The sequence below is a fragment of the Pseudomonas sp. LBUM1679 genome, from assembly GCF_059695565.1.
On record NZ_CP166774.1, the window covers coordinates 724,273 to 741,767 of the forward strand.

The window sequence follows — 17,495 nt, forward strand, 5'->3', positions numbered from 1 at the left end:
GGGGGATACGATGGAGCCGATACAGGAACTCGAGAGCGCGCGACTGCTGTTGCGGCAGTGGCGTGATGAGGATTTGCCGGCGTTTGCGGCGATGTGCGCCGATCCGCAGGTGATGCGCTATTTTCCGGCGCCCTTGAGTCGGCTGGAAAGTGCTGCGCTGATCGGGCGGGTTCGTGGCCACTTTGCCGAGCATGGCTTCGGTCTCTGGGCGCTGGAGCGCAAGGACACCGGCGCATTCATCGGGTTTACCGGATTGGGTGAGGTCGGCTTCGATGCGCCGTTCACCCCGGCCACCGAAATCGGCTGGCGCCTGGCCCGCGAGCATTGGGGCCTGGGCTACGCCAGTGAAGCGGCGTGGACCGCTCTGCGCTGTGGCTTTGACCGGTTGGCGCTGAATGAGGTCGTGTCTTTCACCACCGCCACCAACATGCCTTCGCAGAAAGTCATGCAGGCGATCGGCATGCACCATGATTCAGCTGATGATTTTGAACACCCCAGGCTCGCGATCGGTCATCCCCTGCGTCACCATGTGCTGTACCGCATCACTCGTGAACAATGGCTGCAAACCTTGCATGGATAAGCTGGCACGGACGTTTACAATGGCTCTCATGGGCCCTGGCCGGAAATTGAATCGACCGCCGCAGCCAAGACTGCGCGGCATTGCGTTATGTGAGGAGCGTCTGAATGAGCCAAGTGTTGGATGATCTGGTCGACTTGCTGACCCTGGAGCCGATCGAAGAAAACCTGTTCCGTGGTCGTAGCCAGGACCTGGGTTTTCGTCAGCTGTTCGGTGGACAGGTGCTCGGTCAGTCCCTGTCCGCAGCCAGCCAGACCGTCGAAGAAGCGCGCCATGTGCATTCGATGCACGGTTATTTCCTGCGTCCGGGCGATGCCGGGCTGCCGGTGGTCTATCAGGTCGACCGGGTGCGGGACGGCGGCAGCTTCAGTACACGTCGGGTGACGGCGATCCAGAAGGGCAACCCGATCTTCACCTGCAGCGCGTCGTTTCAGTACGACGAAGAAGGTTTCCAGCACCAGAGCGTGATGCCGACAGTGGTCGGTCCGGAAAACCTGCCGTCAGAACTGGAACTCTTCCAGCAGCGCGCGCACCTGATCCCGGAACACATGCGCGAAAAATTGCTGTGCCCGAAACCGATCGAATTCCGACCGGTGACCGAGGACGATCCCTACAACCCGCATCCGTCCGATCCGATCAAGTACGTCTGGTTTCGCACCGACGGTGCCTTGGCCGATTCCCCGGCGCTGCATAAATACCTGTTGGCCTACGCCTCGGACTTCGGTCTGTTGACCACCTCGATGCAGCCCCATGGCAAATCGGTCTGGCACAAGGACATGCAGGTGGCCAGCCTCGACCACGCCCTTTGGTTCCATGCCGATCTGCGCGCCGATGACTGGTTGCTGTACGCGATGGACAGCCCATGGGCCGGCAATTCCCGTGGCTTCTCCCGCGGCAGCGTGTTCAATCGTGCCGGGCAACTGGTGGCTTCGGTCACTCAGGAAGGCCTGATTCGTCACCGCAAGGATTGGGCATGAGCCTGGCCGAGGTGCGGCACTGGGTGTTCGACATGGACGGCACCCTGACCGTGGCTGTGCATGACTTTGCGGCAATCCGCGTGGCGTTGGCGATCCCTGCCGAAGACGACATCCTGACCCACCTCGCCGCGCTACCGGCCGATGAAGCGGCGGCCAAGCACGCCTGGTTGCTGGAACACGAACGCGACCTGGCGCTGGGTTCGACAGCGGCGCCGGGTGCGGTGGCGCTGGTGCGTGAGCTGGCCGGACGGGGATATCGCCTGGGCATTCTCACGCGCAATGCCCGGGAGCTGGCGCACGTCACGCTGGAGGCGATCGGTCTGGCCGACTGCTTCGCGGTGGAGGATGTGTTGGGCCGTGATGAAGCGCCGCCCAAACCTCATCCGGGCGGTTTGCTGAAACTGGCCGAGGCCTGGAACGTACCGGCGAGCGAGATGGTGATGGTCGGTGATTACCGCTTCGATCTGGATTGCGGTCGCGCGGCCGGGGCGCGGACGGTGCTGGTGAATCTGCCGGACAATCCGTGGCCGGAGTTGACTGACTGGCATGCGGCGGATTGTGTGGCGTTGCGGGATATGTTGTTCACATGAGGCCCCTTCGCGGGCAAGCCTCGCTCCTACGGGATTTGAGTCGCTCCTGTAGGAGCGAGGCTTGCCCGCGAAGGCGTCAGATCAGACACCACAAAAACTCACTGACCAAACAACGCTTTCTGCCCCTCAGGCGAATTGAACATCCCGTCCCCGTCATGCCCGACCCCAGGCACTTCGATCAGTTGTTGATTCATCCCTTGAGGATACAGCCGCTTCAGGTATTCAAAATAATTGCGCCCACGCGCCAAACGATTCGCCCCTTGGGCTTTAGCCTCACAACGTTTATCCAGCGCCGGATGATTCGGGTCGGTGTCCTGCTGCCCCAGTAGGTAAACGATGTCACGCTGGGCGTAGTTTTCCTGCAACTGCGCGGGCGTTTGTCCCTCGGCATAGGCGGGTAGATCCGTCAGCCCGTACTTCCAGCGATTGAAGTCCGGACAGCCGGCGTGACTGAATGCCACGGGCCGACGTTCATCGAAATACGCATAAGAAGACGGATTGGCGACGACGTAACGCACCGGCACGCCGGCCGCCTTGAGCTCGGGCTGATCGTGACCCAGCAACGCATAGCGCTGTACCACCTGGGCGCCACCGGAGTGACCGGCGATGACGACCTGCTTCACATCGGGAAACTGTCGACGATCGCCGATTCGGGCGACGACTTCGTCGAGTGCAGCGTAAGAGCTCAGGTTAAACGGTGCCGTGGACACGCCGCCTGCCATCCAGTCATTGCCTTGCCAGCGCAATACGCTGTCAGCCACTGGATGGAGCGCGATGTCGGACTCATTGAGAAATTGCGGCGCAATCACCAGGGTGGTCGCGCTTTGTCCTGCCTGTTCAGCCGCGTGTTCTGCACTCTGGCGATAGGTTTCGGCATTGCGCAGGCGGCCGTGGATGATGATCAGCACCCGTTCGATTTTCGTCGGTGCCGGGCCGATGCCCACCGCAATCTCACCCGAGGTCAACAGCAGGCGACCGGGGCTGAGTTCCTTGACCCCATGCTCGGCAGCCTGGGTGCTTGCGCAGGTGAACAGCAGAGCCAGCAACCACGTGTTCATCACAGGTTTTTCGCCGCAAAGGTATCGCACTGGCCGACCTGGCCCTGTGCGAATCCGGTTTTGAACCAGCGCACCCTTTGCGCCGACGTACCATGGGTAAACGAGTCCGGCACCACGCGACCCTGGCCTTGCTGTTGCAGGCGGTCGTCGCCAATGGCGTTGGCGGCGTTCAAGGCTTCTTCGATGTCACCCGGTTCCAGCCAGTTCAGGCGTTGCTGGGCATTATGGGCCCAGACCCCGGCCAGGCAATCGGCCTGGAGTTCCTGGCGCACCAGCAAGCCACCTTCGCCTTCCATTTGCCGGCCTTGTTGGCGCGCGGTCTGAATTTTCGCCGATACGCCGAGCAAGGTCTGCACGTGATGCCCGACTTCGTGAGCGATCACATAGGCCTGCGCGAAATCGCCCGCAGCGGCAAAGCGTTGGGACATCTCCTGGAAGAAACTCATGTCCAGGTAGACTTTCTGGTCCGCCGGGCAATAGAACGGACCGGTGGCCGACGTCGCCAGGCCGCATGCCGAGTTGACGCGGTTGCTGAACAGCACCAGGGTCGGGTCCTTATATTGACGGTCGGCCTGTTGGAAAATCTGCCGCCAGGTGTCTTCGGTATCGCCCAGGATCGAGCGCACGAATTCGGCCCCTTCATCATTGGCCGGCGGCGCCTTGCGGGTTTGCGTCGAAGCCGGTGCCGATGGCTCGCTCATCTGCCCGGTGAGTTGCCCGAGGATCTGCAAGGGGTCCTGGCCAGTGAGCCAGCCGATCCCGACGATCAGCACGATCGCCGTCAGGCTCAGGCCCTTGCCGCCACCGAAACGCATCCCGCCACCGCCGCCGCCATCATCGCCCCGGGCATCGACCACGTTGTCGCTGCGTCGGCCTTTTTTCCATAGCATGGGGGATCCTCTTTACTGGCTTGATGAAGAAGCGTGGTGGTGAGTGTTGCTGCTGAGTGAAAGCGGCGCCAGTCCGGTCGTCAGACAGCCTGGAGCGGCGCCGGTTCTGTGCAGGCGGTGACTTTGACCTCTTCGTTGACGGATGGGTTAAAGGTCGCCGGCGGCGAAGGTGTCGCAAGCGTCGGTCCGGCCTGTGGCGAAACCGGATCTGAACCAGTTCGCGCGCTGCTGCGAAGTGCCGTGACTGAACGTCTCTGGTCGAACTGTATGGTCTCGGGAGCGTTGCAGGCTGTCGTCACCGAAGGCGGCCGCGGCCTGCAAGGCGGCCTCGATATCGCCAGGCTCCAGCCAGTCCAGGCGCTCCTGCGCATGGTGCGCCCAGACGCCGGCCAGGCAATCGGCCTGCAACTCCGCACGCACCTCCAGGCCGCCATCGCCGGTGACGGGTTGCTGGTCCAGCAAGGCCTTCTCGAAGGGTTCGGAAAGCCCCAGCTCGAGTTGCACGTGATGGCTGACTTCGTGAGCGATGATGTAAGCCCGTGCGAAGTCACCGACCACTGAAAACTGCTGCTCCAGCTTGGCGAAGAACGCCAGATCGAGGTACAGCTGCCGGTCGCCCGGGCAGTAGAACGGGCCACTGGCGGAGCTGGCGTAGCCGCATCCCGAGACCACGCCATTGTTGAACAGCGTCAGTGTGGGTTGCGGGTAGTGCCGCCCGGTTTGCGCAAAAAGTTGTTTCCAGGTGTCTTCGGTATCGCCCAGTACTGACTGTACAAACCTCAGTTGCAGGTCTTCTGTGTCTATTGAAAGGGCGGCGTCGGGTGGGTTGAGGGTGTTCGAGGAGATGAGGGGAGCCTCGTCCGGTGTCGTCCCCAGTGTCGAATAAAGTCCTGCGCTTGCCAGTGCGACGACGGCCAGTCCGGCACCCAGCGTTTTCCCTGTGAGTGAGCGGGCATCCTTGCCCTTGCGAGTGTCGTTCACGTTGTCGCTGCGTCTTGCCTTGTTCCATAACATGGTTGTGGTCTCTCATGGATGATGGGCGTGTATCGCCGAATCCATGAATAACTGCACAAGCAAAGAAGTGTGGGTGAATTGTGTAAGGATTAGTAAGTGCGGTCGATCACCTGTTCGTAAGCGGTGATACCTGCGATATGTCGTGCGGCGATGTAGCCGAACGTCAGCGCCGGGCCGAGATTAATGCCGCCGGCGGGGTAGTGCCCACCCATGATGCTGGCCATGTCGCCACCCGCGGCGTATAGCCCGGTGATGGGCCGTCCTGATGAATCGAGGACCTGGGCGTGTTCGTTGACCTTCAGGCCGGCGAAGGTGCCGAAGCAGCCGGGCTGGACCTTCACGGCATAGAACGGGCCTTGTTCGATCGGTGCGAGGCAAGGGTTGGGGTGCTGCAACGCATCCCCCTGCTTGCGGTTGTAGGGTGTCGAACCGCGACCGAACGAGGGATCCTCACCGTTGCGCGCGTGGTGGTTGTATTCCGCCACGGTGCTGCACAGGCCGTTCGAGTCGATGCCGCAGGCCCGCGCCAATTCCTCCAGGGTCTTGCCGGTTTTCAGATAGCCGCTGCGGATAAAGGGTGACAGAGGCACCGGAAAAGGCCGGGAAATTCCGAGGCCATAGCGTCGCTGAAAACCATGGCTGCAGATCAGCCAGGAGGCGACTTCCTCGCCCTGCGGTGCGGCGGCGACCATGGCCGTCACGTAGTCGTAGTAGCCGTTGGCTTCGTTGACGAAGCGCTGGCCGTTACTCAATACCCCGATGATCCCCGGTTTACCGCGCTCAATGATGTGCGGGAAGTGGCCGATGCTGCCGTCTTTGTGTGGTACTTGCGAAACCGGTGCCCAGGCTACGGGCGATGCCATGTTGGTGTTGACCCGGGCGCCGGCGCTTTCGCCCAGGCGCAGACCATCGCCACTGACGCTCAAGGGCGGCAATGCCAAATGTTCATGACCTGTGGGTGTGCGCGGGAACAATGCCTTGCGCCGCTCGATGTCATTGGCGAAACCGCCGGCGGCGAGCACCACTGCCTTGCGCGCATGGATGCGGATCTTGCTCTGCGCGGTACTGATCACCGCGCCCCGGACCTGATCGCCCTCTTGCAATAACTCGGTCACCGGCGCCGATTCCCAGAGCAATACGCCAAGGTCTTCGGCGGACTTTGCCAGCCGAGCCACCAGCGCCACGCCGTTGACCAGTTGCATCGCCCGGCCATGAATGGCGAGGTCGAGCAGGTGACGGGTAAAACGCCGGGTCACATGCCAGGCTGCCGACACCGAGCGTGTGAGGTTGAGAAACGCGCCAAGGTCCGCGCCCGCCATGATCGGCATGCCCATGAACGAAGTTTCGCGCATGGTTTTGCGCAGACGCTTGAGCAGCTTGCCGACTTTTCGTCCGTCATAAGGCGCAGCGATCACCGAGCGCCCGCCGGTGCCCGCTCCCGGGGTATCGCCATGAATGTCGGCAATGGCGTTGCCGTCGGCAAATTGCAGTGAGGTGTGCTGTTCGAAGAACGCGACCATTCGCGGGCCGGCCTCAAGGAACGCATTGATCATCGCTGGCTCGTAACGCTCGCCCAGTTCATGTTTCAGGTAAGTGCGCGGTTGGTCGACGTCTTCGACGATACCCGCGCGACGGGCCAGGGGGTTGCAGGGCACCCACGCCCATCCACCGGACCAGGCCGTGGCGCCGCCAAACACCGAATCCTTCTCGACCACAATGACGTTCAGGCCGTGCCACGCAGCAGTGACTGCAGCAGAGAGTCCGGCTGCACCGGAACCAATAATCAGCACGTCGCAGTCAATATCCGGAGCGTTGTGTGGTTCGGCAGGCATGTTTGAAACTCGTGTTTTTAGAATTTGATTCCAGAAAATATATGAGCATGCTCTGATTCGGCAACCATCGACCGTGCAAAGCGGGCGGTTATCGGACGGCGGTTTCCAGATTTCGTATTGGGCAGTTTGTCTTTTAGAATCGGACACATTTTGCGGGAGCCTCTCATGGCCGGCAGTCAGATCGAACGTGTTTTCAATGTGCTCGAAAGCCTCACCAGCGACCCGCGCGGTCTGCCGATGCAAACGCTGGCAGAGCAACTGGATATCCCCAAAAGCGCGACCCATCGCCTGCTCGCCGAACTGATTCGGCTGGGTTACGTGCGGCAGAATCCGGAGAATTTGCGTTATCACCTGTCCACCAAGCTGGTGGCCATGGGATTTCGTTATCTGTCGAGCAGCGGCGCCGATATCGTGCAGCCGGTGCTCGATCGCCTGGCTCGGGAAACCGGTGAGCTGGTGCGACTTGGGGTGATCGAAGGCGAGCGACAGACCTGGATCGCCAAATCCCAGGGCGCCCGCTCCGGTCTGCGCTACGACCCGGATATGGGCCGTGATGCGCCGCTGTTCTTTACCGCCTCGGGGCATGCGTGGCTGGCGAGCATGAGCGATGCCAAAGCCTTGTCGCTGGTGGAGCGCCAGGGCAGTGACCGCCCGAAAGACCTGGGGCCGAATGCACCGCGCTCCAACATCGAGTTGCTGGAACGGCTGCGTCTGGCGCGGGATCAGGGTTACGCCTGGGTCGAGGAGAGTTCGGCCGTGGGGACTTCGGCGATTGCGGCGGTGGTACGGCATCCGGGTAATGGCCGGGTGATCGGAGTACTCAGTATCGCCGGCCCGAGCGCGCGGATGCCGGGGGCGAGGTTGCATGAGTTGGCGCCGTTATTGTTGAAGTACACCGAGGAGTTGTCCGCGGCGAGTCAGGCTTCGGAGTTGTTCAGTTAATCCAGGCGCCATAAATCCAGTGTGGGAGCGAGCCCCCTCACCACAGGGCTCGCACACAGTGATCCCTGCTCGCCTGGAAAGATGTGCGTTGTTCGCACACTTTTGTGGTTCATCTGTGTAAGAATCTGGAACCTGGTTCTAAATTGTTGAAAGTCATTCCTTCCAACAATAAGCACAAGAGGACCCCCCTTGAACTCTCCCCTTCGTATTGCCCTGATCGGCGCTGGCAACATGGGCCAGCAGCATTACCTGCATTTGAAAGCCCTGACTGAAGCAACCTTGTGTGCAGTGGCCGACCCCGGGTCCCAGGCGGCGGCTCTTGCGGCGCAATGGGGCGTGGCGTATTTCGCCGAACACCGTCAGATGCTGGAGCAGGTGCAGCCGGACGCAGTGATTGTTGCCAACCCGAACACCCTGCACGTCAGCACCGCACTGGATTGCCTCGCGGCTGGCGTGCCGGTGCTGCTGGAAAAACCGGTGGGCGTGCAACTGGACGAAGTTCGCCAGCTGGTGAACGCTTCGAAAGCCACGGGCGTGCCGGTGTTGGTGGGGCATCATCGCCGCCACAATCCACTGATCGTCCGTGCCCACGAACTGATCCAGAGTGGCGCCTTGGGTCGATTGACCACGGTCACGGCGCTCTGGCAGTTGCGCAAACCCGACAGTTATTTCGAGACAGACTGGCGCCGCGAACCCGGTGCGGGAATGTTGCTGACCAACCTGATTCACGATCTCGATTTGCTCCGGCACCTGTGCGGCGAAGTGCGGCAAGTGCAGGCAATCACCAGCAATGCGGTGCGTGGCTTTGCCAACGAAGATTGCGCGGCGGTACTGCTGCAATTCGACAGTGGCGCACTGGGCAGCCTGACCGGTTCCGATGCGGTGGCGGCACCCTGGAGTTGGGAGCTCGATTCCGGCGAGAACCCGGTGTATCCGCGTCAGGCCGATCAGCCCTGTTATTTGCTGGCCGGGACGGGCGGGGCATTGAGCATTCCGCAACTCAAGCGCTGGCACTACGCTGATGTTGACGGAGGGTGGCATCAACCGTTGTTGCTGGAGCGGGAAAGTTTCAGTGCCGATGAGGCGTTGCGTTTGCAGTTGCAACATTTCGTGCGCGTTGTTCGTCGGGAGGCCGAGCCATTGGTGAGCGTCGCCGATGCTGCCCGTACGCTGGCACTGATTGACGCGATTCGCGAAGCCGCCGAAACCGGTCGCGCCTGCGCTCCTTCATTGATTGAGGATTGAACATGAGTGAACGGATCCTTTCCCTGGCGAGTCTGACGGTACTGGAGTTGTCACCGCCAGAAATGGTCGAGGTCGCGGCGCGAGCAGGCTACAGTCATGTCGGACTACGGCTGGTACCGGCGACACCTGAAGAACATCACTTTGCGCTGGTAGCCGATGATGATTTACGGCGCAGGACGTTGGAGCGTTTGCGCGATACCGGCATTCGTGTGCTGGATGTGGAAATCCTGCGGCTCAAGCCGGACACGGTCGTCGCTGATTTCGATAGGACTTTGGCCGTAGGCGCCGAATTCGGTGCGACTGAATTACTGGTAGCGGGTAACGATTCTGACGAGCAGCGGCTCACCGAAAACTTCGCAAGACTCTGTGATCTGGCGGCACCTTACGGCCTTCATCCGCACCTGGAATTCATGCCATGGACCGATGCACGTAATCTCGAACAAGCGGTGCGTATCGTCGAAAATGCCGGTCGAGCAAACGGCGGGGTGTTGGTGGACGCGTTCCATTTCGATCGTTCGCAGTCGCGGCTGGAAGATTTGGCCAGGGTTGCCCCGTCACGGTTACGGTATGCCCAGTTGTGCGACGTCGCGGGGCCGCGGCCGACGGACATGACGGAGATTCTGCGCCAGGCACGAAATGAGCGGCGTTTTCCGGGGGACGGTGATTGTGATCTGGCGGGGTTGTTGCAGTGTCTACCCGTCAATGTTCCGTTGAGCCTTGAGATACCCACCCTGAAGTTGATGGAGCAAGGTGTGAGCGGGTTGTGCCGGGCGCAGATGGCGTTGGATAAGACCCGTGATTTGATGGCGCGGCTGTAAGCGGTGCTGCGCACCTATCGCGGGCAAGTCGGATCGCCGCACCGCACGCTCCCACAGGGTTTGCAGCAACCCTGTGGGAGCGTGCGGTGCGGCGATCCGACTCGCCCGCGAAGCTTTTGACTTTAAGCAAGGAAACCCAATGACCATCAGCACCCCGCTTTCCGGCGTCAATCAGCCCTTCAAGGGGATCATGCTGATCGTTGTCGCGACCTTTCTGTTTTCCAGCCATGACGCGTTGTCGAAATTTCTTTCAGGGTTCTACCCGATCATCATGGTGGTCTGGGCCCGATACCTGGTTCACACCTTGTTGATGGCCGGGATTTTTCTGCCGCAATCCGGGCTGAGTGTCCTGCGGACCAGGCGGCCTTTACTGCAGTTGCTCAGGGCGTTGTGCCTGCTGGGCACCAGCTTGTTTTTCACCACCGGTCTGCAGTACATCCCGTTGGCCGAAGCCACGGCAGTCAACTTTCTTGCCCCGGTCCTGGTGACCGCACTGTCGGTGCCACTGCTGGGCGAGCGCGTCACCCGTGGCCAATGGATCGCAGTGATTTGCGGATTTATCGGCGTAGTGATCATTGTCCACCCCGGCGGCGACCTGTTCACGCCAGCCGTGTTGTTGCCGCTCTGCTCGGCATTGTTTTTCTGCTTCTATCAATTGCTCACCCGCAAACTCAGCAAGATCGACAGCCCGACCACCAGCAACTTCTTCGCCGGCCTGTGCAACACCTTGGTGATGAGCGCGCTGGTGCCGTTCTTCTGGCAAGTGCCCAGCCTTGGGCATGGTTTGATGATGGTGGCACTGGGGGCTTGCGGGATGACGGCGCACCTGTTTTTGACCCAGGCTTTCCGTCACGCCGCACCCGCTCTGCTGGCGCCGTTCGGCTATTGTCAGATTGTCTTTGCCGGTTTGCTGGGCTGGTTGCTGTTTGCCCACACGCCGACCCTGACCACAGTGGTCGGGATCGCGGTGATTTGCTGCAGCGGGTTGGCGGCGGCCTGGCAACAAAGCCGTCGGTGAAACGGTGAACGACCTGTGGGGGCCCCTGTGGCGAGGGAGCTTGCTCCCGTTGGACTGCGCAGCAGTCCCACCTTCTGTGGCCGCTTCGCAACCCAACGGGGCGATGCGGCGTTCCGACAAGCCCCCTCGCCACATGGCTCGCTCTCACAGGGGGACTGCGTCGGACTTTTAAGCAATAACGGTAGGAATCTTGCGCGGTGCCATGAAGTACATCCAGATCAGCGCGATGAAGTACATCGCCGGAATCATGGTGAACAGCACGGTGTAATTGTTGTTGGTGATGGTCAGAATGTGGCCGACCAACTGGGTCATGAACATCCCGCCGATGGCGGCGCACATGCCGCCGAAACCGAACACCGTACTCATCATGTGCTTGGGCGTGTAGTCCATCACCAGGCTCCAGATGTTCGCCGTCCAGGCCTGGTGCGCACCGATGGCCAGGGAGATGGCGGCCACGGCAACCCACAGATTGCTCGAGCCTGCTGCCATGATCACGCCGATGATGCAGCAGGCGAACAGGAACATGGACATCAGTCGCGCCTTGATCGGGTTCATTCCGCGGCCGATCAGGAACGAGGACAGGATCCCGCCGCCGACGCTGCCGAAGTCGGCCGTCAGGTAGATGATGATCAGCGGAATACCCATCTGGGTCACGTTGATCCCCAGGTTGTATTGCTGATTGAGGAACGGTGGCAGCCAGTAGAGGTAGAACCAGAACACGGGCGCGGTCATCGAGTAGGCGAGGGCGAAGGCCCAGGTGCCACGCATGCGCAGGATTGTCGAGAACGGCACGCGGGCCTGTTCCGGTTCGACTTCATTCTGGATGTAGTCCAGTTCCGATTGTTTGACGCTTGGGTGATCCTCCGGGTTGAAATATTTCAAGCCCCAGAACAGCAACCAGATCCCGCCCAGTGCCGACATGCACAGGAACGCTGCTTGCCAGCCCCACACATGGAGGATCAGCGGCAGCAGCATCGGCGTGAACATTGCACCGACGTTGGTGCCGGCATTGAAGATGCCGGTGGCCACGGCACGTTCGCCGGCCGGGAACCACAACCGCGTGGTTTTCACGCAGGCCGGGTAGTTGGCGGCTTCGGTCAGGCCCAGGATGAAGCGGCAGACCATGAAACCGACCGCCGATGTGGCCAGGCCGTGGGCACCCGTGGCCAGGCTCCAGAGCAGGACCGCGCAGAAGAACACGCGTTTCACGCCGACCCGGTCGATCAACCGGCCTTGCAGCACGAAACCGATGGCGTAGCCGACCTGGAACCAGAAGTTGATGTTGGCGTAGTCCATCGCCGTCCAGCTCATTTCCTTGGCCAGGATCGGCTGCATCACGCCCAGTGCGGCGCGGTCGATGTAATTCAGGGTGGTGGCGAAAAACACCAGCGCCAGCATGCCCCAACGGGTTTTGCCGACCGCCATGGCGCCGCGGATCTTGTCGCCGATGCCGCCAGTGGCGGTGCTCATGGCCGGAGCCATGCGTGAACTCTGAGAAGGAATCATCTGTGCCATCCGTTCAATGACTGACAAGCGAAGCTCGTCGGGACTTCAAGGGCGCGTGATCAATCGGTGGCGATAGACGCGGGGCGATTGATCGGCTGAGGTGCTTGGGTCAGCTGACGAAAGCGCGTTATTCAGCGAGCTGCACGGTTCGGCCTGAGGCGCAAGACAATCGGATGGACGCCAGGCAGGGCGTGTGAGCATTCGAGCGAGGGAGCAAGGCGTTGAATGAGTGCATGAGCGTGTACCCGTTTTTTGAAATTTTTATGTGGTGTTCAGGGTCTTTTGGTGACTGAGACCGGGTTCATGCCGGACTCAATGTGAGGTCGATGTTGCGCATTGGACAAAAAATCGTCAATTCGCTAACAGTCATTTTGTTCGATAATCGCACGGAAAACTAACTGGGTAGTACACTTTGAATTGCTGTGCGGGATTACGCAGCCAATAATTCACTCAAAGCTAAACGCGATCCCTGTAGGAGCCAGGCTTGCCGGCGATAGCGGCCGCGAGATCGCCATCGCCGGCAAGCCGGGCTCCTACAAAAAGCGTGTCATGCACTAACAATATTGCCTCCACCACCGGGAGTCGAAATATGCAGCGTTCCATTGCCACCGTGTCCTTGAGCGGTACCCTGCCGGAAAAACTCGAAGCCATTGCCGCCGCCGGTTTTGATGGTGTGGAGATTTTCGAGAACGACCTTCTCTACTACGACGGCAGCCCGCGGGAAATCAGACAGATGTGCGCCGATCTCGGGATCGCCATCACCCTGTTTCAACCCTTCCGGGACTTCGAAGGCTGCCGCCGCGACCGTCTGCCACGTAACCTGGAAAGGGCCGAGCGCAAGTTCGACCTGATGCAGGAACTGGGTACCGACCTGGTGCTGGTGTGCAGCAACGCCTCGGCCGACGCCATCGGTGATGAACAGATTCTCGTCGACGACTTGCGCCTGCTGGCTGAACACGCCGGCGCCCGTGGCCTGCGGATCGGTTACGAAGCGCTGGCCTGGGGCCGGCATGTGAACACTTGGCAACAAGTGTGGAACATCGTCCGTCAGGCGGACCACCCGAATCTGGGTGTGTTGCTGGACAGCTTTCACACGCTGTCGCTCAAAGGCGATCCGAGCGCCATCGCCGACATCCCCGGCGACAAGATTTTCTTTGTGCAAATGGCCGACGCACCGATCCTGGCCATGGACGTGCTGGAGTGGAGCCGGCATTTCCGTTGTTTCCCGGGCCAGGGCGAATTCGACTTGCCGGGCTTCCTCGCCCCGATCATCAAGAGTGGCTACACCGGGCCGCTGTCGCTGGAGATCTTCAACGATGGTTTTCGTGCGGCACCGCCCCGGGCCAACGCCGCCGACGGTCTGCGTTCGTTGCTGTACCTGGAGGAGAAAACCCGCGAGCGTCTGGCGCAGGAAGCCAAACCCCCGGCCAACCTCGATATCCTGTTCGAGACACCCACAGCCTGCGAATACAACGGCATCGAATTTCTCGAGTTCGCCGTGGACGAAAGCCTTGGCGCCAAGCTATCCCATTGGCTGGAGCGACTCGGTTTCGTCAAGGCCGGGCAACACCGCTCCAAGAGTGTGAGCCTGTTGCGCCAGGGCGATATCAACCTGATCCTCAACTCCGAGCCTTATTCGTTCGCCCACAGCTTTTTTGAATCTCATGGACCCTCGCTGTGCGCCACCGCGGTGCGCGTCAAGGACAGCGCCAGCGCGCTGGCCCGGGCCGTGGCTTACAAAGGTCAGCCGTATCGCGGACTGGTCGGCCCCAATGAACTGGAGCTGGCCGCCGTACGCGCACCGGATGGGAGTCTGATTTATCTGGTAGACCAGGATGCCGACGTTTATGGCACCGATTTCAATCTGCAGCCAACAGCCGTGGCCAGTGGCGGTCTCAAGCGCATCGACCACATGGCCATGGCATTGCCGGCCGACAGCCTCGACAGTTGGGTGCTGTTCTACAAGAGCCTGCTGGATTTCGAAGCGGATGATGAAGTGGTGCTGCCCGACCCGTATGGCTTGGTGAAGAGCCGGGCGTTGCGCAGCCGCTGCAGCTCGATCCGCTTGCCGCTGAATATTTCCGAGAACCGCAACACCGCGATTTCACACGCGCTCTCGAGTTATCGCGGCTCGGGCGTGCACCATATCGCGTTTGATTGCGACGATATCTTTGCCGAGGTCAGTCGTGCGAAGGAGGCAGGCGTACCGCTGCTGGATATCCCCCTCAATTATTACGATGACCTGGCTGCGCGCTTCGATTTCGACGACGAGTTCCTCAGCGAGCTGGCGTATTACAACGTGCTTTACGATCGCGATGCCCAGGGCGGTGAGCTGTTCCATGTGTACACCGAACCGTTTGAAGGACGGTTCTTCTTTGAGATCATCCAGCGCAAGAATGGCTACGCCGGTTACGGTGCGGCCAACGTGGCGGTTCGGCTGGCAGCCATGGCTAAATCGCGCAGTGGTGCCATCCGTCAGGCAAAGTTGTAGGAAATTCGTAAATGCGGGGTTAAACCGCTGCCGCGCGGCTTCCTTCACTGTGCGGCGCGGCCCATAATCGCCAGCCTGTGCAGTGATGGCCGTGAGCCCGCAATGACAATAACTTCAGAACTCTCAGCAGCGCCCGACGAACCAATTGCAGAGCCTCGCAAGAGTCGCAAGAACAATCCGGAAAAAACCCGCGAGAACATTCTGCAAGAAGCCATTGTAGAGTTCGTCCAGCAGGGGCTTTCCGGCGCTCGCGTCGATGCGATCGCCGAGCGTATCCACACCTCCAAGCGCATGATCTATTACTACTTCGGCAGTAAGGAACAGCTCTACGTCGAGGTGTTGGAGAAACTCTACGGCGATATTCGCAGCACCGAAAGCCGTTTGCACCTGGCTGAACTGGCGCCGGTGGAGGCGATTCGGCGGCTGGTCGAGTTCACCTTCGATCACCATGATCGCAACGTCGATTTCGTGCGTATCGTCAGCATCGAGAACATTCACAACGCCGACTATGTGAAGCGCTCCGATGCGATCAAGGCGATGAACAACACCATCCTCGATTCACTGGGCGAGATCTTGCGTCGCGGTGCCGAGGAGGGCGTGTTCCGTGCAGGGCTCGAGCCATTGGATGTGCACCTGCTGATCAGTTCGTTCTGCTTCTATCGCGTGTCGAACCGCCATACCTTCGGTGAGATTTTTCAGATCGACTTGCCGGACGAAAGCATCAAGCAGCGTCATCGGGAGATGATCTGCGAGTCGGTGTTGCGATACCTGCAGGCCTGACCTGTGGCGAGCGAGCTTGCTCGCGCTGGGCTGCGCAGCGGCCCCAAAATGCTGGGAGCGATCAGCTATTTTGTGAGTGCTGCGCACTCAAGCGTCGGATCGCCGCCCGGAGCAAGCTCGCTCGCCACAGAATAGTTTCTGTCTCAGGTCTCAACCCTTCATGCTCTGAAAGTGCGCCAGCATCCGCTGCGCATCCGGCACTACGCCGCTGAACAATTCAAACGCCTTCACCGCCTGAAACACCGCCATGTTGCCGCCATCCAGCGTCCGGCAGCCCAAGGCGCGGGCGTTGCGCAGCAGTTCGGTTTCCAACGGGAAATAAACGATTTCCGCCACCCACAGCTCACCGCGCAACAGCTCCACAGGCACCGGCGTGCCGGGCAGTTTTTTCATGCCCATGGGCGTGGTGTTCACCAGGCCGTCGGCCTGGGCCAGGGTGCCCTGCAAATCCTGCCCGGCGACCGCGCGGCCAGCACCGAAGTGTTGATTGAGGTTGTTCGCCAGCGACTGCGCGCTGCTGGTATTCACATCAAAAATGCTGAGCAGCTGTACGCCTTCGCTCAATAACGCATGGGCCACCGCTGCGCCTGCACCACCAGCGCCCATTTGCACCACGTGTTCAAGCGCCACGCCCTGCAAGCCACGGCGAAAACCTTCGGCAAAGCCCAGGCAATCGGTGTTGTGACCAATTCGTTTGCCGTCCTTGAGTACCACTGTGTTGACTGCGCCGATGCCGCGGGCTTCCGGCGACAGTTCGTCGAGCAGCGGGATGATTGCCTGTTTGCACGGAAAAGTGATGTTCAGCCCGGTGAAATTCATTCGCTCGGCTGCCAATAACAGGTCGGGCAAGGCGCTGCTGTCGAGTTGCAACGGATCGAGATCGATCAGGCGATAGAGATAGCGCAAACCTTGGGCATCGCCTTCATGCTCGTGCAGTGCCGGGGTGCGGGAAGCCTGGATGCCGGCACCGATCAGTCCGGCCAGTACGGTAGTGTTCTGGATCATGGCGTTCACCCCTTCAACCGCAGGCTGAAATGTTCCAGCGCCAGCCGATAACCGTGGCTGCCGAAGCCAGCCATTACTGCGGTGGCAATGGCTGAAACGAAGCTGTGGTGCCGGAATGGCTCGCGGGCATGGACGTTGGAGAGGTGGACTTCGATCACCGGCAGTTCGCTGGCGACCAGGGCATCGCGGATCGCAACCGAGGTGTGTGTCCAGGCAGCCGGGTTGATGACGATTCCAGCGCAACGGCCGCGGGCGGCGTGAATCCAGTCGAGCAGTTCGCCTTCATGATTGGTCTGGCGAAATTCCACTTCCAAGCCGAACTCTTCGGCGGCGCGGCCGCACAAAGCGGAAATGTCAGCCAGGGTTTCATGGCCGTAAGTCGCCGGTTCGCGAGTACCGAGCAGGTTCAGATTGGGGCCGTTGAGCACCAGGACGATAGGGGCCATCGCTTTTCTCCACTTATTATTTTTGGAACCGACCGAGCGTTTCGGCCTGTGGAGATAAAATGTACTGAATGGTTAATTTGGTCAATTGGAGAGGAGACGTCTGCAGTTTTTGTGTGCGGTGATCGAACATACGCAAAAGATCGCAGCTTGCGGCAGCTCCCTTGGAATGCGTTCTCTTGTAGGAGCTGGCTTGTCGGATCGCCGCATCGCAGCGAAGGCGTCCGTTCAGCGATAACTATGTCGACTGACCCGCCGCTTTCGCTGGCAAGCCAGCTCCTACAGGTCTTGCGCCAGACGTCAATCCCG

16 protein-coding genes are annotated in these 17,495 nt (G+C 60.5%); 9 read left to right on the forward strand and 7 right to left on the reverse strand.

Translation table 11 applies throughout. The features are described 5' to 3' along the window. The first annotated feature begins 10 nt into the window (after nt 1–10). The 3 genes from ACA062_RS03250 to ACA062_RS03260 all read left to right on the forward strand — a co-directional run bounded on the left by ACA062_RS03250 (nt 11) and on the right by ACA062_RS03260 (nt 2,144). On the forward strand, nt 11–580 hold the full coding sequence (locus ACA062_RS03250; protein ID WP_497455194.1) for a GNAT family N-acetyltransferase: 570 nt from the start codon (nt 11–13) through the stop codon (nt 578–580). Between the two features lie 104 nt (nt 581–684). Beyond that, on the forward strand, nt 685–1,554 hold the full coding sequence (gene tesB / locus ACA062_RS03255) for an acyl-CoA thioesterase II (RefSeq protein WP_497455195.1): 870 nt from the start codon (nt 685–687) through the stop codon (nt 1,552–1,554). Then, nucleotides 1,551–2,144, forward strand: coding sequence for an HAD family hydrolase (locus ACA062_RS03260; RefSeq protein ID WP_497455196.1), 594 nt, complete (start codon nt 1,551–1,553; stop codon nt 2,142–2,144). The genes tesB and ACA062_RS03260 overlap by 4 nt, the downstream gene beginning before the upstream one ends. A gap of 98 nt (nt 2,145–2,242) precedes the next feature. Here ACA062_RS03260 and ACA062_RS03265 read toward each other — a convergent pair whose 3' ends face one another. From ACA062_RS03265 to ACA062_RS03280, 4 genes are all read right to left on the reverse strand, one after another. Continuing rightward, a complete protein-coding gene (locus tag ACA062_RS03265) occupies nt 2,243–3,202 on the reverse strand; it encodes an alpha/beta hydrolase (protein WP_497455197.1) in 960 nt (319 codons plus the stop codon). Further along, nucleotides 3,202–4,092, reverse strand: a complete 891-nt coding sequence (ypfJ, locus tag ACA062_RS03270; protein WP_497455198.1) for a KPN_02809 family neutral zinc metallopeptidase — start codon at nt 4,090–4,092, stop codon at nt 3,202–3,204. The genes ACA062_RS03265 and ypfJ (ACA062_RS03270) overlap by 1 nt, the downstream gene beginning before the upstream one ends. Nucleotides 4,093–4,239: 147 nt before the next feature. After that, nucleotides 4,240–5,106, reverse strand: a complete 867-nt coding sequence (gene ypfJ / locus ACA062_RS03275; RefSeq protein WP_497455199.1) for a KPN_02809 family neutral zinc metallopeptidase — start codon at nt 5,104–5,106, stop codon at nt 4,240–4,242. Nucleotides 5,107–5,195: 89 nt separating this feature from the next. Further along, the gene (locus ACA062_RS03280; protein ID WP_497455200.1) at nt 5,196–6,938 is read right to left on the reverse strand and encodes an FAD-dependent oxidoreductase; all 1,743 of its coding nucleotides are present in this window, start codon (nt 6,936–6,938) and stop codon (nt 5,196–5,198) included. 165 nt (nt 6,939–7,103) lie between these two features. On the opposite strand from ACA062_RS03280, the gene ACA062_RS03285 reads away from it, so the two are divergent. The 4 genes from ACA062_RS03285 (at nt 7,104) to ACA062_RS03300 (ending at nt 10,961) form a co-directional block, all read left to right on the forward strand. Then, entirely contained in the window at nt 7,104–7,880 is a 777-nt protein-coding gene (locus tag ACA062_RS03285) for an IclR family transcriptional regulator (protein ID WP_497455201.1), read from the forward strand. Nucleotides 7,881–8,069: 189 nt separating this feature from the next. Then, nucleotides 8,070–9,125, forward strand: coding sequence for a Gfo/Idh/MocA family protein (locus ACA062_RS03290; protein WP_497455202.1), 1,056 nt, complete (start codon nt 8,070–8,072; stop codon nt 9,123–9,125). Nucleotides 9,126–9,127: 2 nt separating this feature from the next. After that, nucleotides 9,128–9,943 (forward strand): sugar phosphate isomerase/epimerase family protein, encoded by an 816-nt coding sequence (locus ACA062_RS03295; protein ID WP_497455203.1) that lies wholly within the window; start codon nt 9,128–9,130, stop codon nt 9,941–9,943. 139 nt (nt 9,944–10,082) lie between these two features. Beyond that, nucleotides 10,083–10,961, forward strand: coding sequence for a DMT family transporter (locus tag ACA062_RS03300; protein WP_497455204.1), 879 nt, complete (start codon nt 10,083–10,085; stop codon nt 10,959–10,961). 168 nt (nt 10,962–11,129) lie between these two features. Here ACA062_RS03300 and ACA062_RS03305 read toward each other — a convergent pair whose 3' ends face one another. Then, the gene (locus tag ACA062_RS03305) at nt 11,130–12,467 is read right to left on the reverse strand and encodes an MFS transporter (protein WP_497455205.1); all 1,338 of its coding nucleotides are present in this window, start codon (nt 12,465–12,467) and stop codon (nt 11,130–11,132) included. 589 nt (nt 12,468–13,056) lie between these two features. Here ACA062_RS03305 and quiC point away from each other — a divergent pair. Next, nucleotides 13,057–14,958, forward strand: a complete 1,902-nt coding sequence (gene quiC, locus ACA062_RS03310; RefSeq protein ID WP_497455206.1) for a 3-dehydroshikimate dehydratase QuiC — start codon at nt 13,057–13,059, stop codon at nt 14,956–14,958. 102 nt (nt 14,959–15,060) lie between these two features. Further along, the gene (locus tag ACA062_RS03315) at nt 15,061–15,738 is read left to right on the forward strand and encodes a TetR/AcrR family transcriptional regulator (protein ID WP_497455207.1); all 678 of its coding nucleotides are present in this window, start codon (nt 15,061–15,063) and stop codon (nt 15,736–15,738) included. Between the two features lie 150 nt (nt 15,739–15,888). Here ACA062_RS03315 and ACA062_RS03320 read toward each other — a convergent pair whose 3' ends face one another. Together ACA062_RS03320 and aroQ are read right to left on the reverse strand one after the other, a co-directional pair. After that, entirely contained in the window at nt 15,889–16,743 is an 855-nt protein-coding gene (locus ACA062_RS03320; RefSeq protein WP_497455208.1) for a shikimate dehydrogenase, read from the reverse strand. Nucleotides 16,744–16,748: 5 nt separating this feature from the next. Then, entirely contained in the window at nt 16,749–17,189 is a 441-nt protein-coding gene (gene aroQ / locus ACA062_RS03325; protein ID WP_497455209.1) for a type II 3-dehydroquinate dehydratase, read from the reverse strand. Nucleotides 17,190–17,495 lie beyond the last annotated feature (306 nt).